This window comes from Pseudomonas sp. SMV71 (assembly GCF_052042015.1).
Classification (GTDB): Bacteria; Pseudomonadota; Gammaproteobacteria; order Pseudomonadales; family Pseudomonadaceae; genus Aquipseudomonas.
The window spans coordinates 75,245-101,006 of sequence record NZ_JBKGGU010000009.1; the positions used below are offsets into that span (position 1 = coordinate 75,245).

Consider the following 25,762-nt stretch of genomic DNA (forward strand, 5'->3'; position numbering starts at 1 on the left):
TCCTGGGGTCGGAAATGAAAACGGCGCCCGCGAGCGCCGTGAATACGAGTGTGTGCCCTCGTCAGAGGTTCACCACGTTGACGAACCGCGGGGTGGCGTTTTCGTCGATGCGAAGGTTGGTGAAGTCGAACAGATTGCGGTCCGCCAGTTGCGATGGAATGACGTTCTGCAAGCCGCGGAAGATGCTTTCGGTGCGGCCCGGGGTTTTGCGTTCCCACTCCTGGAGCATTTCCTTGACCACCTGGCGTTGCAGGTTCTCCTGGGAGCCGCAGAGGTTGCACGGGATGATCGGGAATTGCTTGAAGTCCGAATAGGCCTGGATGTCTTTCTCATTGCAGTAGGCCAACGGGCGGATCACCACGTTACGTCCGTCATCGGCCAACAACTTGGGCGGCATGGCCTTGAGCGAGCCGTTGTAGAACATGTTCAGGAAGAACGTCTCGACGATGTCGTCGCGGTGGTGCCCCAGGGCCATCTTGGTCGCGCCGATCTCGTCGGCGAAGGTGTAGAGCGTGCCGCGACGCAGGCGCGAGCACAGTGAGCACGTGGTCTTGCCTTCGGGAATCAGCTCCTTGACCACCGAGTAGGTGTCTTTCTCGACGATGTGATATTCCACGCCCAGCGACTCGAGGTAGGCCGGCAACACATGCTCGGGGAACCCCGGCTGCTTCTGGTCCATGTTCACCGCGACGATGTCAAACTTGATCGGCGCAACCTTCTGCAAATGCATCAGCACGTCGAGCATGGTGTAGCTGTCCTTGCCACCGGACAGGCAGACCATGACCTTGTCACCGTCCTCGATCATGTTGAAATCGGCGACCGCCTCACCGGCCAGACGGCGCAGGCGCTTTTGCAGTTTGTTCTGATTGACCGTAAGAGTGCCCATGACGCGAAATCCGTGAGGTGTGACGAAAGGCGGGCATTTTACGCAAAAAACCGCGTTGCAGCGAAGGGGCTGATGTACCGCTGTTGTGGCGAGGGGATTTATCCCCGCTGGGGCGCGAAGCGGCCCCAATATTTCAATGCCACCGCGCTGTAGCAGATGGTGCGTCGGGGGTTGCTTCGCAACCCAGCGGGGATAAATCCCCTCGCCACAGGTGGTATCGTTTACCAGGTTTCACGGTACAGACCCATCGGCGATTAACGCCCCGCCCCACAGCGCGATTTGCTCTAAGCCCCCCATCCCCCTCGGAGTAACTCCTTTCTATACTGCGTCATAAGGTCGCACACACATACAGACCTTTACTTACTTGGCCGCTTGGCCCGTAGGCGCTCCGTTGGGGGGCGATGGCAATAACAAAGGAGTGACTGACTATGATCCATCACGTCGTGGGGCTCTTTACCCACCCTGATCAAGAATGGAAAGAAATCCGTGGCGATCAGGAGGAAAGCATCAGCCACATGTACCTCACCCACACGCTGATCCTGGCGGCCATTCCCGCCGTGTCGGCGTTTATCGGTACCACCCAGGTGGGATGGGTCATTGGCAATCGTCCACCGGTGATGCTCACACAGGAAAGCGCACTGTGGATGACCATCATGTCCTACCTGGCCATGCTCGGTGGTGTAGCGGTAATGGGCGCCTTCATCCACTGGATGGCCCGTACCTACGATGCCAACCCGAGCCTGGCCCGTTGCGTCGCCTTCGCCACCTACACCGCGACACCGTTGTTCATCGGCGGCCTGGCGGCGCTCTACCCGCACATGTGGCTGGGTATGATCGTCGGCACGGCGGCCATCTGCTACACGGTGTACTTGCTTTACGTGGGCCTGCCAACCTTCATGAACATACCCCAGGATGAAGGCTTCCTGTTCTCCAGTTCGGTGCTGGCCGTCGGCCTGGTGGTGCTGGTGGCGATCATGGCGTTCACAGTGATTGTCTGGGGCCTGGGGGTCGGCCCGGTGTATACCAACTGAATCAAGGCTCCCCTATAAAAACAGGATCTGCCGACACAGGCCGCCGTCAGGCGGCCTTCCTGTGTCCACGCCTGCCGAAACGACCACTGGGCGCCTGGGCGATTCGCAACGACCGGCGCTTGCGGCATACTCGGGCTTCTGGAGACCCGTAAAGCATGCTCGAGCAACTCAATACCCGCGTCGAAGAGTGTTACCAACAAGCCGAATCCTTTTTCAAACGTCCTTTCAAACGCCCGGTGGTCAGCTTCAAATTGCGCGGCCAGAAGGCCGGCGTGGCGCACCTGCATGAGAATCTGCTGCGCTTCAACCCACAGTTGTACCGGGAAAACGCCGAGGACTTTCTCAAGCAGACCGTGGCACACGAAGTCGCCCACCTGATCGCCCACCAATTGTTTGGCGAGCGCATCCAGCCCCATGGCGAAGAATGGCAACTGATCATGCGCGGGGTCTACGAACTGCCGCCCAACCGTTGCCATACCTACGAAATCAAACGCCGCAGCGTGACCCGCTATATCTACAAATGCCCATGCGAGGCCAACGACTTCCCGTTCTCGGCCCAGCGCCATAGCCTGGTCCGCCAAGGGCGGCGGTACTTGTGCCGCAGTTGCCGGGGGACGTTGGTGTTCAGTGGGGAGACGCGGGTGGAGTAACCGACTTTTGCGGTGTCTGGACTGGCCTCATCGCGAGCAGGCTCGCTCCCACAGGAGATTTGTGAGCACCATAGGTCCAGTGTGGGAGCGAGCCTGCTCGCGATGGGGCCTGACAGCCGCTACAAAACCACCCCGCTGCGACGCAACTCTGCAATCCGCTCGACACTGAAACCCAACTCCCCCAACACCTGATCCGTATGCTCCCCAACCTGCGCACCAACGTGCCGAGGCGCGGGCAATCCATCCGAAAACTTCAACGGACAGGCCATCTGCGCCTGGTGTGTACCATCGCCGCGAGGCACTTGGGCCACTACCTCCCTTGCCTGCAACTGCGGGTGCTGCAACGCTTCCTCAAGGCTCAGCACCGGCTCGACACAGGCATCGATCGCGGCAAACAAGCGCTGCAGATCGGCGAAGTCATGTTTCTCGAACTCGGCTCGCAGCGCCTGCTTGAGTGTTTGCTGCTGCCCGAGATCGGGCGACAATCCATGGGCCGCCAGCTCCGGCCGGCCCAACGCCTCGCACAGCGCCTGCATGAAGGCCGGTTCCAGGCTGCCCACCGACATCCAGCGGCCATCCCGCGTGCGGTAATAGTCATAAAAGCTGCCGCCGTTGAGCATCTGCTCCTCAAACCCCGGCGCCACACCGCAGGCCAGGTAACCGGCACCCGCCAGGGCGTTCAGACTGAACACACAGTCGGTCATGCTCACGTCCAGGTGCTGGCCCTGCCCGGTCTGCTGCCGGGCGATCACTGCGGCCAACAACCCGATCACCCCGTGCAGCGAACCACCGGCGATGTCCGCCGCCTGGAACCCCAGCGGCAATGGGCCGCTGTCGGCCCGGCCGGTGTGGCTGGCGAGACCCGCCAGGGCCAGGTAGTTGATGTCGTGGCCGGCGCGGTCCCTGTAGGGCCCGGTCTGGCCATAGCCGGTGATCGATACGTAGATCAGCCGAGGGTTGATGGCCTTCAGTGCTTCGTATCCCAGGCCCAGTCGCTCCATGACACCGGGCCGGAACTGTTCCAGCAAAATGTCGTGGTCAGCGAGCAATGCCTCGATCACCGCCAGTGCCTGTGGCTGCTTGAGGTCCAGGGCGAGGCTGCGCTTGTTGCGGTTGAGGTACGCGTGGCTGGCAGATACCCCGTGGTCATGGGGCGGCAAGATCCGCAACAGATCCGGCCGCGTCGGCGACTCGATGCGCAACACCTCGGCGCCCATGTCGGCCAGCAGCAACGAGGCGAACGGGCCGGGCAACAGGGTCGAGAAGTCGAGCACCTTGAGCGATGCCAGTGGGCCTTGCATGGGCGCATCTCCGCAAGTGGGGCGATGGCTCAAGACTAGGCAGTGGCTGGCGATGGGGCAATTACCGTACGTGTCAGTGTGACTGACGATTGTGCTCAGACCCGCGTGGCGAGGGAGCTTGCTCCCGCTGGACTGCGCAGCAGGCCCTGCTTTTGGCCTGGAGTGTCATGGCGACTGAGAGATATTGGGGCTGCTTCGCAACCCAGCGGGAGCAAGCTCCCTCGCCGCAGGAGCACGCTCGCCTTCAGAAATCCGAGGCATGAAAAAACCCGCCGAAGCGGGTTTTTCCATTGCAGGTCTGAAGCTTACTTCACAACGCCTGGAGCCGAGGATTCGGCTGCCGCGATCTGTGCCGCCGCGATCTGCTCGTCATCTTCACGCACGTCGGAGATACCGCGACCGCCGGAAGCCAGCTCGGCGTGCAGTTGGTCTTCGTCCAGCTCCTTGACCCATTTGGCAACCACGATGGTGGCGACTGCGTTGCCCACCAGGTTGGTCAGGGCACGGGCCTCGGACATGAAGCGGTCGATACCCAGGATCAGCGCCAGGCCGGCCACCGGCAGGTGACCTACGGCCGACAGGGTGGCCGCCAGTACGATGAAGCCGCTACCGGTCACGCCGGCGGCACCCTTGGACGACAGCAGCAGCACCAGCAGCAGGGTGATCTGGTGGGTGATGTCCATGTGGGTGTCAGTGGCCTGAGCGATGAACACTGCCGCCATGGTCAGGTAGATCGAAGTACCGTCGAGGTTGAACGAGTAGCCGGTTGGAATCACCAGGCCCACGACCGACTTCTTGGCACCCAGGCGCTCCATCTTGATCAGCATGCGGGGCAGGGCCGATTCCGAAGAGGAAGTACCCAGTACGATCAACAGTTCTTCACGGATATAGCGCACCAGTTTGATGACGCTGAAACCGTGGGCGCGGCAGATGGCGCCCAGCACCACCAGCACGAAGACCACGCAGGTGATATAGAAGCAGATCATCAGCTGGCCCAGTTGCACCAGCGAACCGACACCGTAGGCGCCGATGGTGAACGCCATGGCACCGAAGGCACCGATAGGCGCCAGCTTCATGATCATGTTGATGATGATGAACATTACATGGGCGAAGCGATCGATGAAGTCCAGCACCGGCTTGCCGTAGGCACCCAGGCGATGCAGGGCGAAACCGAAGAGCACCGAGAACATCAGCACTTGCAGGATGTCGCCGTTGGCGAACGCGCCGACGATGGTGTTCGGGATCACGTTGAGGATAAAGGCAACGATGCTCTGGTCTTTACCGGCGGAAATGAAGCCGGCGATCTTGCTGGTGTCCAGGGTCGACACGTCGATGTGCATGCCGTTGCCCGGTTGCACGACATTGACCACGACCAGGCCGATCAACAGGGCGATGGTGGAGACGATTTCGAAGTACAACAGTGCATAGCCGCCGGTCTTGCCGACCGACTTCATGTTCTGCATGCCACCGATACCACTGACGACCGTACAGAAGATGATCGGGGCGATGACCATCTTGATCAGTTTGATGAACCCGTCACCGAACGGCTTGAGGGCCACACCGGTCTGCGGGTAGAAGTGACCGAGCAAAATACCGATGGCAATGGCTACGATCACCTGGAAATACAGGGATTTGTACAGTGGCTGACGAGTCGTCATGGCAAACCTTCCTCAAGCGTCCCGTGCGACAACATCCACCTGTCGTCGACGAAACCTCAATTGCGAACCCTCCTGCACTGGAGGGATTTGTTTTGGCGGCTGCACGCGGGCAGACCTACTCAACGTATTGCAAACCACGCGCCACTTTTTCGAAATGCCCTACATCCTGTATAGCAGAAGGGTTTGTTGATTCCACGGCGGCGTAAACGGCCGGCGAGAGGTGGCGGTTTTCCGCCCACAGGGCGCTCCGCATTCCAGGATTTGGCGGATATCCGCCTTGCCCGGCCCCGACCCGCTGCTACCATCGCCTGCTCAACGGACGGATTTACGCCATGCGCCAACGCACGATCGCCAGCCACTTCGCCCGCGCTGCCCTGGGTGGCGCTCGGCGGCAAGGGTTCGACTATTTTCCTTTGTTGCAACAGCTGGGCATCAGCCCCGAGCTGCTGGATGAACCGAGGGCGCGGATCGCCCCGGAGCAATTCGCCCGTTTATTGCAAACGCTGTGGCTGGCCCTGGGCGACGAATATCTGGGCTTTGGCCGGGCCCGGAGTAAACCGGGGACCTTCGCCATGATGTGTCACGCGATCATTCATTGCCGGACCTTGGGCAAGGCCCTGCAACGCGGCCTGTTGTTCTACAGCCTGTTCCCCGACGCCCCGAGCCTGACGCTGGAAGCCGAGGGCGAACGAGTACGCCTGGTCCTCGACGACTCCACGTTGTGGGACCCGGACCATTTCCTGAGCGAAAGCCTGCTGGTGATCTGGCATCGCCTCGGCAGTTGGCTGATCGGCCAGCGGATTGGCCTGGAACAGGCGACCTTCGGCTACGCACGGCCAGCCCACGGTGCCGAATACGATTTGCTGTTTCCCTGCCCGCTGGTGTTCGACGCCAAGAGCAGCAGCCTGCTGTTCCACAGCCGCTACCTGGACATGCCGCTGTTGCAGGACGAGCGGACCCTCAAGCACTTTCTCGAACGTTCCCCCGCCGACCTGCTGTCACGCCCGGACGACGGCCACAGCCTGAGCAGTCAACTGCGCCGCTTGCTCAGCCGTGACACGGCCCGCTGGCCCGACCTGGACACCGTGGCCGCCCATCTGCACATCAGTCCCCAGACCTTGCGCCGGCATTTGCGCGAGGAAGGCACCAGCTTCCAGGAGCTCAAGGACCAGTTGCGGCGGGATATCGCCATCTACCACCTGGGACACGCGGACCTGTCGTTGCAGCAGATTGCCGAGCAGCTGGGGTTCTCCGAGCCGTCGGCGTTTCACCGGGCGTTCAAGAAGTGGACCGGGCTGACACCGGGGGCTTATCGAGAGCAGGAGAACTAGGGGGTGACATCCATCCTCTGTGGCGTGCTGCCGGCCCCTGTGGCGAGGGAGCTTGCTCCCGCTGGGCTGCGAAGCGGCCCTAAAAACTTACGAGCGCTGCGCACTCGAGCGGGAGCAAGCTCCCTCGCCACAGGCCCCGCCGACACAGCAAAAATGTCAGTCACACCACCGGAAAATGAATCCGGAACGCCGCCCCGCCCAGCTCCGAATCCCCCAGGGTCAACGTGGCGCCGTAGCTCTCGATGATGTCCTTGACCACCGCGAGCCCGATCCCCTGCCCCGGGTGCTGGCGGTCCAGCCGTTCGCCACGCTGGAGGATCCGCGCCCGCTGGTCCGGCGGCACGCCTGGCCCGTCGTCCTCGACACACAGCTCCATGCCGCCGAGGGTCTGGTGCACGCTGACCCGCACTTCGCCCAGGCATAGCCGGTAGGCGTTTTCCAACAGGTTGCCGAGCATCTCCAGCAAGGCGCCCTGCTCGATCGGCACCTGGCAGTGCTCCGGCAGGTCGAAACCGACGTTGACCCGTTTGTCGCGATAGACCTTGTCCAGGGTGTCGCACAGGCTCTGCAATACCGGACGCAGGCGCACCTGATGGCGCACCAGCCCGCTCTTGCGCAGGCTGGCCCGTTGTAGCTGGTAACCAATCTGCTGGCTCATGCGCTCGATCTGGCTTTGCAGCACCCAGGCCTGTCCACGCTCCTCGGGACGCCGGGCCATGTCTTCGCTGACGCCTTGCAACACCGCCAGCGGAGTCTTCAGGCTGTGGGCCAGGTCATCGAGGGAATCGCTATAACGACTGCGCTGCTCACGTTCACTGTGCAGCAGGCGGTTGAGCGAACCGGTCAGGCGTAACAGCTCCCGCGGATGCTCGGTGCTGAGACTTTCCCGGGCGCCGCTTTCGATTTCGTCCAGCTCCTGGCTCAGGCGCCGCAATGCCCGAAGGCCCCAGGTCAGGCCGATCCACAGCAGGGCCAGCAACACCGCCAGCGCCGCTCCGAAGCCCAGGTACAGATTGTCCCGCAGGCCCTGGAGTGTCACTTCGTAGTCGCGCACCGGTTGCAGGGTGACGATGCTGAACGCCGCGCTCTGGCCGCCGAGCAGCTTGACCTCCACGTCATAGACGAAAAACTCCTGGCCGTCGTTCTCGCGGATGCGAGCGAACTGGTTGCCCAGACCGTCATAGCGCGGCGTGTAGTTGATGTTTTCTTCCCTGGTCGCCTTCGACCGCCAGACCAGATGCCCGTCGCGATCATAGATATAGCCCAGCAGACGGGCATCGGCGAGGTTGAAGCGCTCGTCGGGCAATTGCGCGGGCATCTTCAGCTTGTTGTTTTCCACCCGGGCGGCGGAAATCAACGTGGTCACGTCCGATGCCAGGCGTTGCTCGATGGATTCCTGCAACGCCAGGCTGAACGCGCCCTGCATGGCCGGCAACAACGCCAGCATGAACAACGCCGCCAGGGTCATGGCGGCCAGCATCAGGCGCAGGCGTAGAGAACGAATCACTGGCAGCGCTCGTTGAACAGGTAGCCCAGGCCCCGCACAGTGTCGATCGGCTTGAAGCCCGCCGGGGCTTCCAGTTTGCGCCGCAGGCGTCCGACCAGTACCTCGATGACATTTGGATCGCGTTCGTCGTCATCGGGATAAAGCTGCTCCATCAAGCGGTCCTTGGCGACCACCTGCTGGTGATGACGCATCAGGTATTCGAGGATGCGGTATTCGTAGGCCGTGAGCGCCAGCGGCTCTTCATTGAGCGATGCTTGTTTGCGGTTGAGGTCCAGCAGCAACGGGCCGGCGACGATGGTCGACTGGGTGAAACCGCTGGAGCGACGCAATAGCGCGTTCAACCGGGCCTCCAGCTCTTCGAACTGAAACGGCTTGACTACATAGTCGTCGGCGCCGGCGGCCAGCCCTTCGACCTTGTCCTGCCAGTTGCCGCGCGCGGTCAGGATCAGGATCGGGAAGGTCTTGCCCTGTGAACGCAGGCGGCGGATCAATTCCAGCCCGCTGATGCCCGGCAACCCCAGGTCGATCACCGCCAGGTCATGGTTGAACTCGCGGACCTGGTACAAGGCCTCTTCGGCATTGCCCACAGCCTGCACCACATGTCCGCTGTCGGTCAGACGGGTATGCAAGTGATGACGCAACAACGCTTCGTCTTCAACGACCAATAACTTCATGAAGCCTCCCCAGGCAAAACAGACATCGATCCGGCGCGGCGCACCGCAACGACTGGCGCCGGATCGGCCCAGGACCGATCCGGCGGGATACCCTCATCCCACAAGGCACCGTTTAGAACGTGTAGTTGGCCGACAGGTAGGTCTGGGCGCTGCTGGTCAGGTCCAGCGAGCCGACCTTGTCGCCACCGTGCGGGCTCATCTCGGTGCTGGCGTTGCTGCGCAGGTAACGGTAACCCAGTTCCACCGAGGTGTTCTGCGAAATTTGTTGCAGGACACCGCCCTGCAAGCCCACCGCATAGCCGATGTCGCTGTCGCGGCTGTAGCCGGGAGAGTCCTGGGTCAGCTTGGTCAGGCCCGCCGTGGCGCCGCCGAACAGTTTAGTGCTGCCGGTGACCGGGTAGAACAGGTCGTAGCTGCCCAGCAGGTTCTCCTGACGCAGCTTGATGCCGTTATGGGTTCCGGAGACGTTGTCGTAGGTCGCGTAGTAGCGGCCCTGGTCGTTTTGCTTGCCCAGCCGGACACCGTAGGTGGTGTCCTTGCCGATGATGCCGTCGGCATTCGGGTGGTTCAGGCTATCGTTCAGGGCATCGGATTTCTTTACCTTGTCACTGGTCTGGCCGAGGGTCAGGCTGGCGAAGTTGTCATCGGCATGGGCCATGGCGCTGACGCCCAGTACGGTGAAAGCCAACAGCAGTTTTTTCATCTGAGTCATGATCAAGCTCCAGGAAACGTCGGTGGTGGTGAAGTCGCAGTCACATTAACCAGCGGTCCCTGAACACCCCTTGAACGTTCTCTGAACCTGGGCTGAATGAATCGGCTAGAGTGTCGTGTCTCACCTTCGTGCGAACTATTCATTCAAGGAGATCCGTCATGCGCAGGTTGCTTGCCGTTGTACTTCTGGCCCTTAGCGGTGTGAGCCACGCCGCCGTCCAGACCCAGGAAATCCCTTACACCAGTGCCGATGGCACGAAGCTGATCGGCTATTACGCCTATGACGATGCCATTAAGGGCCCGCGCCCGGGTGTGGTGGTAGTGCATGAATGGTGGGGGCTGAACGATTATGCCAAGCGCCGCGCCCGCGACCTGGCCGGCCTGGGCTACAGCGCCCTGGCCATCGACATGTACGGCGACGGCAAGAACACCGAGCACCCCAAGGACGCCATGGCGTTCATGCAGGCGGCGCTCAAGGACGGCAAGGCAGCCAGTGCGCGCTTCCAGGCCGGGCTCGACCTGCTGAAGAAACAACCCCAGACCGACCCGGACAAGCTCGCGGCCATCGGTTACTGCTTCGGCGGCAAAGTGGTGCTCGATGCCGCACGCCAAGGTGTTCCGCTGGCGGGCGTGGTGAGTTTCCACGGGGCCCTGGTGACCAACACTCCGGCAACGCCGGGCAGCGTCAAGGCCAAGGTGCTGGTGGAGCATGGTGCGCTGGACAGCATGGTCACCGAGGACAACGTGACCGCGTTCAAGAGCGAGATGGACAAGGCCGGCGTCGACTATAAGTTCGTCAGCCTGGAAGGCGCCAAGCACGGCTTCAGCAACCCGGACGCCGACCGTTTGAGCCACGGCGAACATGGCGGGCCGGACATCGGCTACAACAAGGCGGCCGATGAAAAGTCGTGGGCGGATATGAAGGTGTTCTTCAAGAAGATCTTTGGTTGATATCAACTCTCTTAGCTGAATAAACACCTGTGGCGAGGGAGCTTGCTCCCGCTGGGCTGCGCAGCGGCCCCAAAATCTTGCGGGCGCTGCACGCCCGAGCGGGAGCAAGCTCCCTCGCCACAAAAGCGTTGTCCATTTAGTCTCTCTTTGCCCCCCTACCCAGCATGCGGGCAACCCGGCAAAATGCCCGCCATGAAGACACTCCCCGCCCTGCCCGCCTGCTGTTCGCCCTTGGACGAACGTTGGCTGCTGCCCGACGTCCTGCCCGATACGGTGCTGCTCAGCACCCGTTTCGACCCATTGCTGCTGACCACCGCTGACTTCGCCAACAGCGCCATCGAGCCTCCGCCGAGCATCCAGCGTTCGGTCGCCAAGCGCCAGGCCGAGTTCCTCGCCGGGCGGATCTGTGCCCGGGCAGCCTTGCAACGGCTCGACGGGCAGACTTGCGTGCCGGCCATCGGCGAGGACCGCGCCCCGGTGTGGCCGGAGCGCGTCAGCGGCTCCATCACCCACAGCACCGGCCGGGCGGCTGCCATCGTCGCGGATAAGAATCACTGGCGCGGACTGGGCATGGACCTGGAGAACCTGCTCGCCCCCGAACGCGCCGAGCGACTGAGTGGGGAAATTCTCACCCCGCCGGAGTTGCAACGCATGGCTGCGTGCGGGCAAGACGACCGCGCATTGCTCGTAACCCTGACCTTTTCGGTGAAGGAAAGCCTGTTCAAGGCGCTGTACCCAATCGTGGGCCAGCGCTTTTATTTCGAACATGCCGAGGTGCTGGAATGGACGCCGGACGGACAGGTGCGGCTGCGGTTGCTGACCGATTTGTCCACCGAGTGGCGCCACGGCACTGAGTTGCAGGCACAGTTCGGGGTGCGGGATGGGCAGTTGTTGAGTCTGGTGGGGGTCAAGGCTTGAGGTTGGTGGTGTTCTTCAAGGCGCTACAGAACTCACGACCTATCCTGATGCCTCGGCCAACTCAAACTGAAACACGCCCCACCCAGGCTCTTGCTCTTGCCGATCAACGCTCGGCCGTCGTGCCAATGAATGATCCGCCGCACGATCGACAGCCCCAGCCCATGTCCACCTGAGGCCCGGGCGCGGCTGTCGTCCAGGCGCAGGAACGGCTTGAAGATCCGCTCCCACGCTGCTTCCGGCACGCCGGGGCCATCGTCTTCCACGTCCACCCGGCAACGCAGTTGGCCGACCTGGTAGCTGACGGTGACCCGGGAATTGGCGTGGCGCATGGCGTTGCTCACCAGGTTCTGCAGGGCACGGTGCAGGAAACGCGGCTCGGCCTCGACCCAGGCGCCGTCGCAGTCGGCAGCCGACAGGCAGACGCCGCGCTCCACGCTGATCCCTGCCCGCAGCGGCCCCAGCTCATCGATCACCTGATTGACCAACGCGTCCAGGTCCAACCGCTGGAAATTCAGCGCTGGTGAGCCCTGCTCCAGCCGCGCATAGGTGAGCATCTCGTCCACCAACCGGTCCAGGTCTTCGATGTCGTGGTCCATGCCTGCCAGGTATTTGTCCCGGGCCTGGGAAGTCGTGGCACTGCCGAGCATCTCCAGGCCGAAGCGCAGGCGCGCCACCGGGGTGCGCAGTTCGTGGGACACCGCCCGTACCAATTCACGCTGGATCGCCAGCAATTGTTGCAAGTGCTCGGCCATGCCGTTGAACGCCGCGGCCAGGCGCCCCACCGAGTCGGCGCCGCGGGCCGGCACCCGGGTTTCCAGGCTGCCCTGGGCGATCTGCGTGGCGGCCGACTCCAGGCCGCGCAGGCGCCGTTCCAATTGACGTACCAGCAGATAGACAATCAACCCGATCAGGCTCAGCCCCAGCGCCGCAATCAACACCAACCATTGCGGCGGATAAGGATTCATCTGGTACAGCGGGCCGATCTCCAGCACCCAGGGCGTGCCGACCATGCCGGCAAATACACGGATAGAGTCGCCGCCCTTGCCCAAGGCCATCACCGTATCGCCCTCGGACACCCGGCGGCGCTGGTCTTCGTCCATGTCCGCCTGCTCGGCGGTCATGAGGCGCAGATCGAAACCGAAGCCTTTTTCTTCCTTGAGTTGCGCCAGTCGTGCCGGCTGTTCGCTGATCGGATAGCGCACCAGTTCGTCGGCCAGCAGGTAGATAGTCGCCCGGGCCAATTGTTCGCTGATCTGCTGGACCTCCCCCACCAGCATCAACTGCTCGCCATCGCTGACCAGCCGGTAGACCTTCGCCGCGTGGGGTCCGGTCTGTTCCACCAGCGCCTGGCCGCGCAGCACGCGGGTGCGCTGGCCCAGGTCCAGGCCCGTCTGGGGAAACGTCTGCAACGCCAGCGGAATGCCCAGCAGGCGCTCCCATACCAACAGTGCCCGACGCCGCTCGGTGTCGTTCATCGGGCGCAGGTTGTCGGCCATCAACGAAAACGTGCCGTGGGCCAGACGCTCGCGGTACTGCTCGCTGCGGGCCTGGTTGAGCAGGTGCAAGGCCAGCACACCGAGCACCGCCACCAGCACCAGCGCCGCGCACATGCCGCCATAGATACGCAGGAAAATCGAGTTCACGACGCCGGGTCTACGCAAGCTTCGGGCACGAACAGGTAGCCTTTGCTGCGGATGGTCTTGATCAGCCGAGGATGCTCAGGGTCGTCGCCGATCTTTGGGCGGATGCGCGAGATGCGCACGTCGATGGAACGGTCCTGACCGTCATAACCGATGCCACGCAGGGCCGTGAAGATTTCTTCCCGGGACAGGATCCGCCCGGCGTTGGCGACGAGCAGCCACAGCAGGTCGAATTCGGCACTGGTCAGCTCGATGTCGTTGCCTTGCAGCCAGGCTTCGCGCAAGGCGTTGTCCACCACCAGCGGACCGAACTCCAGCCGCCGTGGTTTCTGCGGCGCCACCGGCTCCGGTTCACTGCGGCGCAACAGCGCCTGGATCCGCGCCAGCAGCAAACGCGGGCGGACCGGCTTGCAGACGTAATCATCGGCACCCAGGTCCAGGCCCTGGATCTGGTCGGTGTCGTCGGTGCGGGCGGTGAGCATCAGGATCGGCCCGTCGTACTGCTCACGCACCTTGCGGCAGATGCTCAGCCCGTCCTCGCCGGGCAACATCAGGTCCAGGACCACCAGGTCCGGCTGCTCGGCAATGATCCGCGCCGCCGCCACGGCCCCATCGCCCTCGATGGCGACGCGCAACCCGTTGCTTTCGAGATACTCACGGGTCAGCTCGGCCAGACGCTGGTCATCCTCGACGATCAATACCTGCCAGGCTTCTTGTTCCACTTGGGGGGCCTCGTCTTGCTGCGAATAAAAAAGAAGGATCAGCACTTACCTGTGGCGAGGGAGCTTGCTCCCGCTCGATTGCGCAGCAATCGCAAAAAGCGGGGCCGCTTCGCAGCCCAGCGGGAGCAAGCTTCCTCGCCACCACAGTGCTCGCTCCAGAGGTTCGAATACCGCCCCCTCTTTTTGTCATATCAAAGGAGGATAAACATGCCAGCACACCGGCCGATTGTATAAACGCCACCCCCGGAGAAAACAAGCCGGTAAATGCGTTCGGTCAGCCGGTTTTTATGTGGTAACGTCCGCGCCCGCAGAAATCCTCGGGCTGTTTTCGAGCCATCGAAAACGTTGAAAAAAGGTCCACTCCAGCTAGTTCGCGGCCTACAGAGGCATTCCACGTTTCGCACACAAATTACGCACAGGCTTATCCACAGGTAGTACGTTGCAATCATCCCCCAAAACGCATTATCTTGTAGCCCGCCGCGCAAAAAACCCTACATATAGGGTTTAGCGCCAAAAACCAAACACAAGTCGGACAGGAAATTCAAGCGCTTTTCTGGCTTCTGTCCACCTGAAACATCGCATTTCCCAAAGCCCAGACCGCCCTTGCGGATGGCAACTGTTTCGAAGTCGAAAACGATCGGAACGGTACGGGTGTTGCAGTCCATTGCCGGTACCCCGGCAATCCGGTCCAGGGCCAAGGCCCTCGGCCAAGAACTTCGGATGGAAGCAGCGCCAGACGCCTGTTTCCTACTGTCCCGAAGTTGTTATACCCGACGCCAGTCGGTTGTAGTGCTTCAGGACGGAACGGTGGGCACCGTAATGGCGCCCAAATAAACATAGAGAATGTGGAGACACCCATGCACACCGACACAACTCGCGAGAACCCGCAGGCCACCGCGCCGCTGGCCGCCGATTCGACTCCGGATCTGTCCGCCACCGCGCCAGGCCAACTGCGTGTGATCAAGCGTAACGGCACTGTCGTTCCTTACACCGATGACAAGATCACCGTCGCCATCACCAAAGCGTTTCTTGCAGTTGAAGGCGGTACCGCTGCCGCTTCGTCGCGCATCCATGACACCGTGGCCCGCCTGACCGAACAAGTGACCGCGACCTTCAAGCGTCGCATGCCATCGGGCGGCACCATCCACATCGAAGAAATCCAGGACCAGGTCGAACTGGCCCTGATGCGTGCCGGCGAGCAGAAAGTGGCTCGCGACTACGTGATCTATCGTGATTCGCGCGCCAAGGAGCGTGCCACCCGCGCGCCGGCCGACGCACCGGTCCAGGCCCACCCTTCGATCCGCATCGCCCGCGCCGACGGCAGCCTGGCGCCGCTGGACATGGGTCGCCTGAACACCATCGTCACCGAAGCCTGCGAAGGCCTGGAAGAAGTCGACGGCGAGCTGATCCAGCGCGAAACCCTGAAGAACCTCTACGACGGCGTCGCCCTCAAGGACGTCAACACCGCTCTGGTGATGACTGCGCGGACCCTGGTAGAACGCGAACCGAACTACTCCTTCGTCACCGCCCGCCTGCTGATGGACACCCTGCGTGCCGAAGGCCTGGGCTTCCTGGGCGTCGCCGAGAGCGCGACCCACCACGAAATGGCCGACCTGTACGCCAAGGCCCTGCCGGCCTACGTCGCCAAGGGTATCGAATACGAATTGCTGAACCCGGTCCTGGCCTCCTTCGACCTGGAAAAACTCGGCAAGGCGATCAACCACGAGCGTGACCAGCAGTTCACCTACCTGGGCCTGCAAACCCTGTACGACCGTTACTTCATCCACAAGGACGGCATCCGCTTCGAACTGCCGCAGATCTTCTTCATGCGCGTGGCCATGGGCCTGGCGATCGAAGAGAAGCACAAAGAAGACCGTGCCATCGAGTTCTACAACCTGTTGTCGTCGTTCGACTACATGGCGTCGACCCCGACCCTGTTCAACGCCGGCACCCTGCGTCCGCAGCTGTCCAGCTGCTACCTGACCACCGTGCCGGACGATCTGTCGGGCATCTACGGCGCGATCCACGACAACGCCATGCTGTCCAAATTCGCCGGTGGCCTGGGCAACGACTGGACTCCGGTTCGCGCATTGGGCTCGTACATCAAGGGCACCAACGGCAAGTCCCAGGGCGTCGTGCCGTTCCTCAAGGTGGTCAACGACACCGCCGTGGCGGTCAACCAGGGCGGCAAGCGCAAGGGCGCGGTCTGTGCCTACCTGGAAACCTGGCACATGGACATCGAAGAGTTCATCGAGCTGCGCAAGAACACCGGTGACGATCGTCGTCGTACCCACGACATGAACACCGCCAACTGGATCCCCGACCTGTTCATGAAGCGCGTCTTCGACGACGGCAAGTGGACCCTGTTCTCGCCGTCCGAAGTACCGGACCTGCATGACCTGACCGGCAAGGCCTTCGAAGAGCGCTACGAGTACTACGAAGCCCTGACCGAGTACAACAAGATCAAGCTGTTCAAGGTCGTCCAGGCCAAGGACCTGTGGCGCAAGATGCTCTCGATGCTGTTCGAGACCGGCCACCCATGGCTGACCTTCAAGGACCCGTGCAACCTGCGCAGCCCGCAGCAGCACGTGGGCGTGGTCCACAGCTCGAACCTGTGCACCGAGATCACCCTGAACACCAACAAGGACGAGATCGCGGTCTGCAACCTGGGCTCGATCAACCTGCCGAACCACATCATCGATGGCCAGCTGGACACCGCCAAGCTGCAACGCACCGTGAACACCGCCGTGCGCATGCTCGACAACGTGATCGACATCAACTACTACTCGGTGCCGCAGGCGAAGAACTCCAACTTCAAGCACCGTCCGGTCGGCCTGGGCATCATGGGCTTCCAGGATGCGCTGTACCTGCAACACATCCCGTACGGTTCCGATGCCGCGGTCGAGTTCGCCGACAAGTCCATGGAAGCGGTCAGCTACTACGCGATCCAGGCGTCCTGCGACCTGGCCGACGAGCGCGGTTCGTACGAGACGTTCCAGGGTTCGCTGTGGTCCAAGGGCATCCTGCCACTGGACTCGCAACAGATCCTGATCGCCCAGCGCGGCGAGAAGTACATCGACGTTGACCTGAACGAATCCCTGGACTGGGCACCGGTTCGCGCCCGTGTGCAGAAAGGCATCCGTAACTCCAACATCATGGCCATCGCACCGACCGCCACCATCGCCAACATCACCGGCGTGTCGCAGTCGATCGAACCGACCTACCAGAACCTGTACGTGAAATCGAACCTGTCGGGCGAATTCACCGTGATCAACCCGTACCTGGTCCGCGACCTCAAGGCCCGCGGCCTCTGGGACTCGGTCATGATCAACGACCTGAAGTACTACGACGGTTCGGTGCAGCAGATCGAGCGCATCCCGCAGGAACTCAAGGCGCTCTACGCCACGGCGTTCGAAGTGGACACCAAGTGGATCGTCGACGCCGCCAGCCGTCGCCAGAAGTGGATCGACCAGGCTCAGTCGCTGAACCTGTACATCGCCGGCGCCTCGGGCAAGAAGCTGGACGTGACCTACCGCATGGCCTGGTACCGTGGCCTGAAAACCACCTACTACCTCCGTGCCCTGGCCGCCACCAGCACCGAGAAGTCGACCATCAACACCGGCAAGCTGAACGCTGTTTCCAGCGGCGGCAACCACGGTGACGACTCGGTCCTGGCCGCCCCAGCAGGACCTGCGCCAGTGCCAAAGGCCTGCGCGATCGACGAGCCGGATTGCGAAGCTTGCCAATAAGCTGAGCGGGCGGGCGCTGAGAGGCGCCTGCTGAAAGAAGCCCCCGATAGACCGCTGGTTTATCGGGGGTTTTCTTTTGTCTGGAGGAAAGTGGCGCCTGACCTGGCCCCATCGCGAGCAAGCTCGCTCCCACCTTTGAGCTGCATGTACGGCACCCGTGGGAGCGAGCTTGCTCGCGATGAGGCCGGACCAGGTACAACAAAACCTGCGCCCACAAAAAAGCCCCTCTTACGAGGGGCTCCTTGTGCAGCTTCAAGCCACCTGAGGCATCACGCCATCTGAATGATGGTCTGCATGATGGTGCTCTGGGTGGAGATGGTCTTGGCGTTCGCCTGGTAGTTGCTCTGTGCCTTGATCAACTCGACCAGCTCGTTGGTCAGGTTGACGTTGGACTCTTCCAGCGAGTTGGACACGATCGAACCCAAGGTGCCGGTTTGCGGGGCGTCGTAGCCCGGAATACCCGACGCGAAGGTTTCTTTCCAGCTGGTACCGCCTACCGGCTGCAGGCCTTGCTCGTTGGTGAAGCTGGCGAGCGCGAGCTGGCCGATCGGCTTGGTCTGGTTGTTGCTGAAGTTGGCCAGCAATACACCGCTGCCGTCGATGGTCAGGTTGGTGATCTGGCCGGTAGCGTAACCGTTCTGGGTCGGAATCGACCGGGCGGTGTCTGCGTTGAATTGGGTGGTGTTGGCCATGGAGATAGTAATGGTTGGTGCGCTCGCAGCACCATTGGCGGCCCAGACACCATTGGTTACGGTACCGGGCACCCAGCCAGTCAAGACCAGATCGTTGTTGATAGTCGCCGGAGGCGTGCTGACCTGAACCAGTTTGCCACTGGAGTCAAAGCTCATGGTCGACGGAACAGGCGCGGTAGCACCGGTAGTGGTCGGCAGGCTGCCGTTCAGGTTACGACCATCGATCAAGGTATAGACGTTCCAGGTATTGCCGGCAGTCTTGACCATGTATTGGTCCATGGAATGCTGGTTGCCCTGAGTGTCGTAGATCGGCGTGGTGAACTGCTTGGTGAATGTGGACGTATCGTTAGGATTGAACGCGGCGGTAATCGGCAACGCGGTCGAGTTCAGGTTGATCGTCGACGACACCAGGCTGGTGGCGGTTGGCGGCAGGTTGGACGTGTCGATACGCAGGTCGGTCAGGATTCCGTTCTGGATCTTGCCGTTGGCATCCACGCCATAGCCCTGCAACTTGGCAGTGCCATCGCTGTTGGTGATGTAGCCTTCCTTGTCGGTCTTGAAGGTACCGGCACGGGTGTAGCTCAGGGAACCGTCGTTGCTCAGGACAAAGAAGCCCTGGCCCTGGATCCCCATGTCCAGCACGTTGCCGGTGTTGTTGACGTCACCCTGGCCGAATTGCTGGGAAACGTTGGCCAGGCGCACGCCGTTGCCTACAGTCTTGCTGCCCGAACCCAGCTTGGTGGCCGAGTAGACATCCTCGAATTCCGCACGGGACGATTTGAAACCGGTGGTCGCCACGTTGGCGATGTTGTTGCCGGTGACGTCCAGCTGTTTGTTGGCAGCATAGAGACCGCTAAGGCCGATGTTGAAAGACATTTTCCACTCCTATTGCCGGGTTAGTCGGCTCTACATACCAATAGTTTGTACTTTGGACAGGGCGATGCTGCCCAGCCCGGCCAGGTTGAGCATCAATTCACCGCCCGTCTGGCTGATCGTCACGCTGCTGACCGTGGCCGGCAGGTTGGTGATCAGCGACGTCGGCTTGCCATCGATGGTGGTCGAGGCCGCGAAGGTGTAAGTACCGGATTCGACGGTGGTGCCCGCGTCGTTCTTGCCATCCCAGATGAAGGCCGAGTTGCCGGCTTTCTGCGCGCCAAGGTCGATGGTGCGGATGGTCTTGCCGTCCTTGTCCATGATCTTGACCGCGACAGAGCCCGAGGCCGGTACCACCACGGTGCCGTTGAGGCTCTTGGAGGTATCGACCACCGCCTTGTCACCCGGAGCGATGACCGAACGCCCCACCAGCGACGAGGCCTGCAAGGCTTGCGAGGAGTTGTAGTTGCCGGCGATGCCGCTCACGGTCTGGTTGAGGGTGGTGATGCCCTCCAGGCTGCTGAACTGCGCCAGCTGAGCCACGAACTCGCCGTTGTCCTGGGGTTCCAGCGGGTTCTGGTTCTTGAGCTGAGTGACCAGCAATTGCAGGAACGCATCCTTGCCCAGTTCCTTCTTGCCGGTCGCCGCACCCGTCAACGAGCCCAAGGCATCGGAGGGCTTGTTGGTCTTGACCGAAGAGTTGGCCAGGATTTCGTTGAGGCTCAAACCGCCGGTGGTGTTAGTAACGCTCATGTGACTCGCCCCTTATCACTGACCCAGGGTCAGGACCTTCTGCATCATGGTTTTGGCGGTGTTCATCATTTCGGCGTTGGTCTGGAACGAACGACTGGCGGAAATCATGTCGGCCATTTCTTCGACCACGTTGACATTCGGGTAGTAGACATAACCCTTGGCGTCGGCAGCCGGATGGTTTGGCTCATAACGCGCTTCCAGATTGCTCTGGTCCTCGACCACGCCCAGCACCTGCACACCCTGCCCGGCTGCGTCCTGCTCCTGGAACAGCGAGTCGCTGCCGCCGGACTGACCGCCTTGGAACATAGTGGCGAAGACCGGGTGGCGCGCGCGGTAGGTCTGGTCGATGCTCGACGAAACGGTTTCGGCGTTGGCAATGTTACTGGCGACGGTGTTCAGGCGAGTGGTCTGGGCACTCATGGCACTGCCGGCAATGTTGAATACGCTCGCGATCGACATGGATTACTCTCCGCGCAGGGCCGATACCAGCCCTTTGAATTTGCTGTTGAGCAGGGTGAAGCTGGCCTGGAAGTTCACGGAGTTTTCCGCGTAGTTGGACTGTTCCAGCTGAGCGTCCACGGTGTTCTGGTCAATCGAAGGTTGCATCGGCGTGCGATACATCAGCGACTCATCGCCATTGCCCAGGCCCTCGGCCTCGATATGACGGCTGTTGGTCATGTTCAGGGCAAAGCTACCGTTCTTGGTCCTCTCGTTCTGCTCGGCGAGCACTTTGGAGAAGTCCAGGTCCCGAGCCTTGTAGTTCGGGGTATCGGCGTTGGCAATGTTGTTGGCCAGGACTTCGGCACGCTGGGCGCGGAAGCTCAGGGCCTTTTCATGGATACCGAGCGCTTTATCGAAGCTGATGCTCATGGCACAAACCTTTGAGTGACCAATGTACGTACGATGGTTATAGCAAGCGTCGTGCCACTTTCCAAAAGCCCATAAACCGGGGCTTTGCGGGCAGCGGCAAGGCGGCAATGCCAGAAAAGCGGCAATGGGCTTCCGCTTGACTGCCGCTTTTCTGCCGCTCTCAGCGTCAATGGCGAAATTGTGGGAGCGGGCTTGCCCGCGAAAGCGGTGTATCAGGCGGCATCAATGTCTCTATTGGATCGCCTTCGCGAGCAAGCCCGCTCCCACAGAAGATTGGGGGGATTTGATGGAAGTTGACAGGCAAAAAAACGGGAGCCTTAGAGGGCTCCCGTTTTTTGACACACCGGCCAATCACTTCGCCTGATAGATGATCCCCGGACTGCACTGCACCATCTGGTAATGATCCGGCAAGCCATTCAACGCCTCTGAGGCGCCGAGGAACAGATAACCGCCCGGCTTCAGGGTGCCGTGGATCCGCAGCAGGATGTCTTTCTTCACTTCAGCGGAGAAATAGATCAGCACGTTGCGGCAGAACACGATGTCGAATTTGCCCAGGCTGGCATAGCTGTCCAGCAGGTTGAACGAGCGGAACTCCACACGATTCTTGATCGGCGCCTTGACCACCCAGCGCCCCGGACCTTTCGGGTCGAAGTAGCGTTGCAGGCGATCAGGCGACAGGCCACGGCCGATGGCCAGGCTATCGTACTCGCCGGTCTTGCAGTTGGTGAGCATGGACCCCGACAAGTCGGTGGCGACGATTTGCACGCCGCCCTTCAACTGGCCGATATTGGTCCGCTCGAATTCATCGATGGACATCGAGATCGAGTACGGTTCCTGTCCCGACGAACACGCCGCCGACCAGATCCGCAAGCGCTGCCCCGGACTGGCCTTGATGGCCGCCGGCAGTACCTTGTTCTTCAATACCTCGAATGGATAGGTGTCACGAAACCACAAGGTTTCGTTGGTGGTCATCGCATCCACCACCATCTCGCGCAGCCCACTGCGCGGCTGGGTCTGGATACGCTGCACCAGCTCGCCCAACGATTTGAGGCCCTGTTGCTCCATCAATTTGTTGAGACGGCTCGACACCAAGTATTGCTTGTTCTCACCAAGCAATATGCCACAGGCTTTTTCCAGGAAGACCCGGAACTGTTCGAAATCCAAATTACCCGTAGACAAGATGCCGCCTCTTTCATTGTATTGATTTGCCGGGCGCACAACGCGCCCGACCTTTTATCCTGCTGTCTTGATCCGATCGACCACCCGGGACGCCAGATCATCGGGCCGGAATTTCGCCAGGAAATCGTCGGCACCGACCTTCTTGACCATCGCCTGGTTGAAAACCCCGGACAACGAGGTGTGCAGGATGATGTGCAGCTTCTGCATACGCGGATCGCTGCGGATCTCCGAGGTCAGGGTGTAGCCGTCCATCTCCGGCATCTCGATGTCCGAGATCATCATCAGGAATTCTTCTTCGGGCTTCTTGCCCTCTTCCACCAGCTTGCGCAGGTAGTCCAGCGCCTGGCGCCCGTCGTTCAGCGCCACCACTTCGACACCGATGGTCTGCAGGCAACGCGTCACCTGCTTGCGTGCCACCGACGAGTCATCGACGGTCAGCACCCGCAGCGAAATCGCCTTGTGCTGGGTCTCGGCATCCACCACACCGACGGAAATGGCTTCCGGGGTCGGCGCAACTTCGGCGAGGATTTTCTCCACGTCGATGATTTCCACCAACTGGTTGTCGACCCGGGTCACTGCCGTCAGGTAGTGATCACGACCGGTGCCCTTGGGCGGTGGATGGATCTCTTCCCAGTTCATGTTGACGATGCGTTCCACCGAGCGCACCAGGAAGCCCTGGGTCTTGGTGTTGTACTCAGTGATGATCACGAACGGATTGCTCTGGTCCAGCAGCCGACCGGAACCGGTCGCCATTGCCAGATCGAGGATCGGGATCGTCGCTCCGCGAATATTCGCCACACCGCACACGACGGGACTGGACTTGGGCATCAGGGTCAGCTTGGGGCATTGCAGCACCTCGCGCACCTTGAATACGTTGATCCCATACATTTGCTGTCCGTCGAGACGGAACAACAACAGCTCCAGGCGATTCTGACCCACCAGCTGAGTGCGCTGGTTTACTGAATCCATTACTCCCGCCATGCCCTGACTCCTACCTAACGCTAATGTGTCCGACGCGCCTGAATCATTAAACGGCACGGGGCTTGCTATTCAACCGGCATGAACGCACAAACGACATTTTCTCGACGCCTGACCACTCACTGCCGCTACTGGCTCGGTGCACTGCTGGCTGTCTGCCTGTTCGCTTCGGGCCGCCCTGCCCTGGCAGATGCTCCGGTTACCTTGCCTGATCTCCTTATCGGCGTCACTCAGGGCTTTCTTGAATTCACCGTAGAAGACTACCTGGCTACCAGTCAAACCGAAGGTCGCTATGAAATCGAAGTCAACCAGCTCGACCCGCGCCTGCGCATGCCGATGTGCGACAAGGAATTGACTGCCTCGCTGGAGAGTCCGGCCCGGCCCCTGGGTCGCGTCACGGTCAAGGTTCGTTGCGACAGCGCCGCCCCGTGGACCGTGTTCGTACCGGCTCAAGTGCGCCTGTATCGGGAAATCGTCACGACCACTCGTCCGCTCAAACGGGCCGGGATCGTCGAGCCCCAGGACGTCGTGCTGCGCGAACGCGACATCAGCCAGATCACCCAGGGTTTCCTGACGTCGGTGGATCAGGCCATCGGGCAGAAACTTGTCCGACCAATGGTAGCCGACCAAGTTGTCACCCTGGTGCATCTGGAGCAAGCCGAAGTGGTACGCAAGGGCGACCAGGTGGTCATCACCGCCCGCAGCGGTACCCTGGCGGTACGGATGCCCGGCGAGGCCTTGTCCAATGGCGGTATGCGGGAACAGATCCGGGTGAAAAACCTCAACTCCCAACGGGTAATCAAAGCGCAGGTCATGGCCCCCGGCCAGGTGGAAGTGGCCATGTAGAGACTTGGTAGAGACGGGTACAAAGCTGGCGCTTGACCCCGGTGTTCCCTAGACTGTGCCTTTATACGAAGGCTTGCGCAGACGTGCGCATGTTCATTGAATAAATGAGCCTAAAGTTTTTTCAGGGATGGCCGAGAACATGGCAAGCGTCCAAATATCCAGAGGTTTTCTACCATGGTCATCGACTTCAATCGTTTAAACAGCTCTTCACCGTTGCCAGGCACTACCCGTACCAGCGCGAGCAAGGAAACCGACAAGTCCGCACCGCTGCCTACCCAGGCCGAAAAGGTCAACACCGGAGAGTCCGTACACCTCAGCACTGAGGCCCAGCAGTTGCAGAAGGTCACTGACAAGCTGCGCGATCAACCTGTCGTCGATAAAGCCCGCGTGGCCGAATTGAAAGCAGCAATCGCCGATGGCAGCTATAAAGTCGACAGCAACCGCGTAGCCAGCAAACTGCTCAACTTCGAAGCCCAGCGCTAGGCCGCCGCCTGCGCAGGCTTTTGGACGCTCAAGACCCAAGGCCAGCCATGCACGACACGAATTTATTGCAACTGATCATCGACGACTTCGCTCCAGCGCAACAGCTGCTGGAATTACTGCAGGCCGAATCCGTGGCGTTGCACGGTCGCGACATGCCTCTGCTGGAAAATATCCTGGCGCAGAAGCAGGCATTGATCATTCTGCTCGACCAGCATGGCCGCAAGCGCAGCGAGATCCTCATCAGCCTCAACCTGCCCGCCACTCACGAAGGCCTCGAGCAACTGGCCAGCCAGTCGTCGATCGGCGATCAATTGCTGTCCCAGAGCAAAGTCCTCAATGACCTGCTCGCCCAGTGCCAAGCGACCAATGCGCGTAATGGCCAGTCGATCCTGACCCAGCAGGCCGCCACCGCCAATCAGTTGCGTATCCTCAACGGCGGCGAAATCCCGACGCTGTATGACGCCAGCGGCTCGACCGCCCGGATGGTCAAGCACCGCCCGCTCAGTCAGGCGTAAAAGGAACAGCGCCTGTGCTCTATCAACGCGCGAGACATGCTGGCAAAATGCTAGCTACTCGTAGTCGTATTTTGCCTGGAGATTGACCTACCGTGTTCAATGCCTCAAACGCGGATGATGCTCCGCAGCCACCGAAGGTCCTCACCACGCCTCTGGAAATCTCCGGCAACCTGCGGATGCTGCAGGAAAGCCACGACCCGCTGATCATTACCTTTCACGAACGCACCCAGCGTTTTCAAAGCTATCTGGTGAATGTGGATCGCGAGAACAACACCATTGCCCTGGATGAAATGATTCCGCGTGATGGCGAACGCTTCCTGCTGGCAGGCGAGCCGTTTCGTGTCGAAGGCTTCCATGACGGTGTGCGTATCGCCTGGGAAAGCAACGGTCCGCTGACCATCGATGAGTCCAAGGATGGTCGCTGCTATCGTGGCGCCCTGCCTGAGGAAGTGGTTTATCACCAGCGCCGCAACGCCTTTCGCGCCGCTCTGAAACTGACGCAACTGGTGAGCGTCGAACTGGGTGGCGATAAGCTCAAGTCCCCGGTCAGCGGCAAGCTCCTGGACATCTCGGCCACCGGCTGCAAGCTGCGCTTCGAAGGCGACATCACCGAACGCCTGCAATTGGGCCAGGTCTATGAGCGCTTCATCGCCGCCCTGCCCTTTGGCAACATGACTGCACCGGTCGAGTTGCGCCACCTGCATTTCGAAGAACGAATCAACACCACCTTCGCCGGCGTGCGCTTCCATAATGTCAGCGGTCTGGTGCAGCGTCAGGTCGAGCGCTTTGTCTATCAACTCCAGCGTGAAGCCCGTCGTTTCGATAAAGACGAGCTCTGATTCCA

Annotated in this window: 25 protein-coding genes; 10 read left to right on the forward strand and 15 right to left on the reverse strand. The window is 61.1% G+C overall.

Annotated elements, in window-relative coordinates:
• Positions 1-61 precede the first annotated feature (61 nt).
• On the reverse strand, positions 62-886 hold the full coding sequence (ttcA, locus tag ACLEJQ_RS11150; RefSeq protein ID WP_440794899.1) for a tRNA 2-thiocytidine(32) synthetase TtcA: 825 nt from the start codon (positions 884-886) through the stop codon (positions 62-64).
• A 428-nt stretch (positions 887-1,314) separates the two neighbouring features.
• On the opposite strand from ttcA, the gene ACLEJQ_RS11155 reads away from it, so the two are divergent.
• Both ACLEJQ_RS11155 and ACLEJQ_RS11160 read left to right on the forward strand, forming a co-directional pair.
• Positions 1,315-1,917: a Yip1 family protein gene (locus ACLEJQ_RS11155; RefSeq protein ID WP_039591896.1), complete on the forward strand. Its 603-nt coding sequence runs from the start codon at positions 1,315-1,317 to the stop codon at positions 1,915-1,917.
• A 155-nt stretch (positions 1,918-2,072) separates the two neighbouring features.
• Positions 2,073-2,567, forward strand: a complete 495-nt coding sequence (locus tag ACLEJQ_RS11160; protein WP_440794901.1) for a SprT family zinc-dependent metalloprotease — start codon at positions 2,073-2,075, stop codon at positions 2,565-2,567.
• 119 nt (positions 2,568-2,686) lie between these two features.
• Here the strand turns inward: ACLEJQ_RS11160 and ACLEJQ_RS11165 are convergent, their stop codons facing one another.
• Positions 2,687-3,868: a CaiB/BaiF CoA transferase family protein gene (locus ACLEJQ_RS11165; RefSeq protein WP_440794903.1), complete on the reverse strand. Its 1,182-nt coding sequence runs from the start codon at positions 3,866-3,868 to the stop codon at positions 2,687-2,689.
• A 305-nt stretch (positions 3,869-4,173) separates the two neighbouring features.
• Positions 4,174-5,526: a dicarboxylate/amino acid:cation symporter gene (locus ACLEJQ_RS11170; protein ID WP_440794905.1), complete on the reverse strand. Its 1,353-nt coding sequence runs from the start codon at positions 5,524-5,526 to the stop codon at positions 4,174-4,176.
• Positions 5,527-5,858: 332 nt separating this feature from the next.
• On the opposite strand from ACLEJQ_RS11170, the gene ACLEJQ_RS11175 reads away from it, so the two are divergent.
• Positions 5,859-6,857: an AraC family transcriptional regulator gene (locus tag ACLEJQ_RS11175; RefSeq protein WP_440794907.1), complete on the forward strand. Its 999-nt coding sequence runs from the start codon at positions 5,859-5,861 to the stop codon at positions 6,855-6,857.
• Between the two features lie 160 nt (positions 6,858-7,017).
• Here ACLEJQ_RS11175 and ACLEJQ_RS11180 read toward each other — a convergent pair whose 3' ends face one another.
• The 3 genes from ACLEJQ_RS11180 to ACLEJQ_RS11190 form a co-directional block, all read right to left on the reverse strand.
• Positions 7,018-8,364: an ATP-binding protein gene (locus ACLEJQ_RS11180; RefSeq protein ID WP_440794909.1), complete on the reverse strand. Its 1,347-nt coding sequence runs from the start codon at positions 8,362-8,364 to the stop codon at positions 7,018-7,020.
• Positions 8,361-9,038, reverse strand: a complete 678-nt coding sequence (locus ACLEJQ_RS11185; RefSeq protein ID WP_440794911.1) for a response regulator — start codon at positions 9,036-9,038, stop codon at positions 8,361-8,363. The genes ACLEJQ_RS11180 and ACLEJQ_RS11185 overlap by 4 nt, the downstream gene beginning before the upstream one ends.
• A gap of 112 nt (positions 9,039-9,150) precedes the next feature.
• A complete protein-coding gene (locus ACLEJQ_RS11190; protein WP_440794913.1) occupies positions 9,151-9,750 on the reverse strand; it encodes a hypothetical protein in 600 nt (199 codons plus the stop codon).
• A 158-nt stretch (positions 9,751-9,908) separates the two neighbouring features.
• Between ACLEJQ_RS11190 and ACLEJQ_RS11195 the strand changes: the two genes are divergently transcribed.
• Positions 9,909-10,700 (forward strand): dienelactone hydrolase family protein, encoded by a 792-nt coding sequence (locus ACLEJQ_RS11195; protein WP_440794915.1) that lies wholly within the window; start codon positions 9,909-9,911, stop codon positions 10,698-10,700.
• Between the two features lie 192 nt (positions 10,701-10,892).
• Entirely contained in the window at positions 10,893-11,618 is a 726-nt protein-coding gene (locus tag ACLEJQ_RS11200) for a 4'-phosphopantetheinyl transferase family protein (protein WP_440794917.1), read from the forward strand.
• Positions 11,619-11,650: 32 nt separating this feature from the next.
• Here the strand turns inward: ACLEJQ_RS11200 and ACLEJQ_RS11205 are convergent, their stop codons facing one another.
• From ACLEJQ_RS11205 to ACLEJQ_RS11215, 3 genes are all read right to left on the reverse strand, one after another.
• Positions 11,651-13,261, reverse strand: a complete 1,611-nt coding sequence (locus ACLEJQ_RS11205; RefSeq protein WP_440794919.1) for an ATP-binding protein — start codon at positions 13,259-13,261, stop codon at positions 11,651-11,653.
• The gene (locus ACLEJQ_RS11210; RefSeq protein ID WP_440794921.1) at positions 13,258-13,980 is read right to left on the reverse strand and encodes a response regulator; all 723 of its coding nucleotides are present in this window, start codon (positions 13,978-13,980) and stop codon (positions 13,258-13,260) included. Before ACLEJQ_RS11210 ends, ACLEJQ_RS11205 begins: the two co-directional genes overlap by 4 nt.
• Before the next feature lie 491 nt (positions 13,981-14,471).
• A complete protein-coding gene (locus ACLEJQ_RS11215; RefSeq protein WP_440794923.1) occupies positions 14,472-14,645 on the reverse strand; it encodes a hypothetical protein in 174 nt (57 codons plus the stop codon).
• Positions 14,646-14,837: 192 nt separating this feature from the next.
• Between ACLEJQ_RS11215 and ACLEJQ_RS11220 the strand changes: the two genes are divergently transcribed.
• A complete protein-coding gene (locus ACLEJQ_RS11220; RefSeq protein ID WP_440794925.1) occupies positions 14,838-17,729 on the forward strand; it encodes a ribonucleoside-diphosphate reductase subunit alpha in 2,892 nt (963 codons plus the stop codon).
• 269 nt (positions 17,730-17,998) lie between these two features.
• On the opposite strand, the gene flgE is transcribed toward ACLEJQ_RS11220, so the two are convergent.
• The 6 genes from flgE to ACLEJQ_RS11250 all read right to left on the reverse strand — a co-directional run bounded on the left by flgE (position 17,999) and on the right by ACLEJQ_RS11250 (position 23,077).
• Entirely contained in the window at positions 17,999-19,297 is a 1,299-nt protein-coding gene (gene flgE / locus ACLEJQ_RS11225) for a flagellar hook protein FlgE (RefSeq protein ID WP_440794927.1), read from the reverse strand.
• A gap of 30 nt (positions 19,298-19,327) precedes the next feature.
• Complete coding sequence (gene flgD / locus ACLEJQ_RS11230; RefSeq protein WP_440794929.1) at positions 19,328-20,047, reverse strand: flagellar hook assembly protein FlgD; 720 nt, start codon at positions 20,045-20,047, stop codon at positions 19,328-19,330.
• A 15-nt stretch (positions 20,048-20,062) separates the two neighbouring features.
• Complete coding sequence (flgC, locus tag ACLEJQ_RS11235; RefSeq protein ID WP_003204730.1) at positions 20,063-20,506, reverse strand: flagellar basal body rod protein FlgC; 444 nt, start codon at positions 20,504-20,506, stop codon at positions 20,063-20,065.
• A gap of 3 nt (positions 20,507-20,509) precedes the next feature.
• A complete protein-coding gene (gene flgB / locus ACLEJQ_RS11240) occupies positions 20,510-20,917 on the reverse strand; it encodes a flagellar basal body rod protein FlgB (RefSeq protein ID WP_440794931.1) in 408 nt (135 codons plus the stop codon).
• A 351-nt stretch (positions 20,918-21,268) separates the two neighbouring features.
• Entirely contained in the window at positions 21,269-22,096 is an 828-nt protein-coding gene (gene cheR, locus ACLEJQ_RS11245) for a protein-glutamate O-methyltransferase CheR (RefSeq protein ID WP_440794933.1), read from the reverse strand.
• 54 nt (positions 22,097-22,150) lie between these two features.
• Complete coding sequence (locus ACLEJQ_RS11250; RefSeq protein ID WP_440794935.1) at positions 22,151-23,077, reverse strand: chemotaxis protein CheV; 927 nt, start codon at positions 23,075-23,077, stop codon at positions 22,151-22,153.
• Positions 23,078-23,155: 78 nt separating this feature from the next.
• Between ACLEJQ_RS11250 and flgA the strand changes: the two genes are divergently transcribed.
• The 4 genes from flgA (at position 23,156) to ACLEJQ_RS11270 (ending at position 25,757) form a co-directional block, all read left to right on the forward strand.
• Positions 23,156-23,920 (forward strand): flagellar basal body P-ring formation chaperone FlgA, encoded by a 765-nt coding sequence (flgA, locus tag ACLEJQ_RS11255; RefSeq protein ID WP_440794937.1) that lies wholly within the window; start codon positions 23,156-23,158, stop codon positions 23,918-23,920.
• Positions 23,921-24,094: 174 nt separating this feature from the next.
• On the forward strand, positions 24,095-24,403 hold the full coding sequence (gene flgM / locus ACLEJQ_RS11260) for a flagellar biosynthesis anti-sigma factor FlgM (RefSeq protein ID WP_440794939.1): 309 nt from the start codon (positions 24,095-24,097) through the stop codon (positions 24,401-24,403).
• A gap of 47 nt (positions 24,404-24,450) precedes the next feature.
• Positions 24,451-24,918 carry a flagella synthesis protein FlgN gene (locus ACLEJQ_RS11265; RefSeq protein ID WP_440794941.1) on the forward strand — a complete coding sequence of 156 codons (468 nt, stop codon included), beginning with the start codon at positions 24,451-24,453 and terminating at the stop codon, positions 24,916-24,918.
• Positions 24,919-25,010: 92 nt separating this feature from the next.
• Positions 25,011-25,757: a flagellar brake protein gene (locus ACLEJQ_RS11270; RefSeq protein ID WP_440794943.1), complete on the forward strand. Its 747-nt coding sequence runs from the start codon at positions 25,011-25,013 to the stop codon at positions 25,755-25,757.
• The last annotated feature ends 5 nt before the right edge of the window (positions 25,758-25,762 follow it).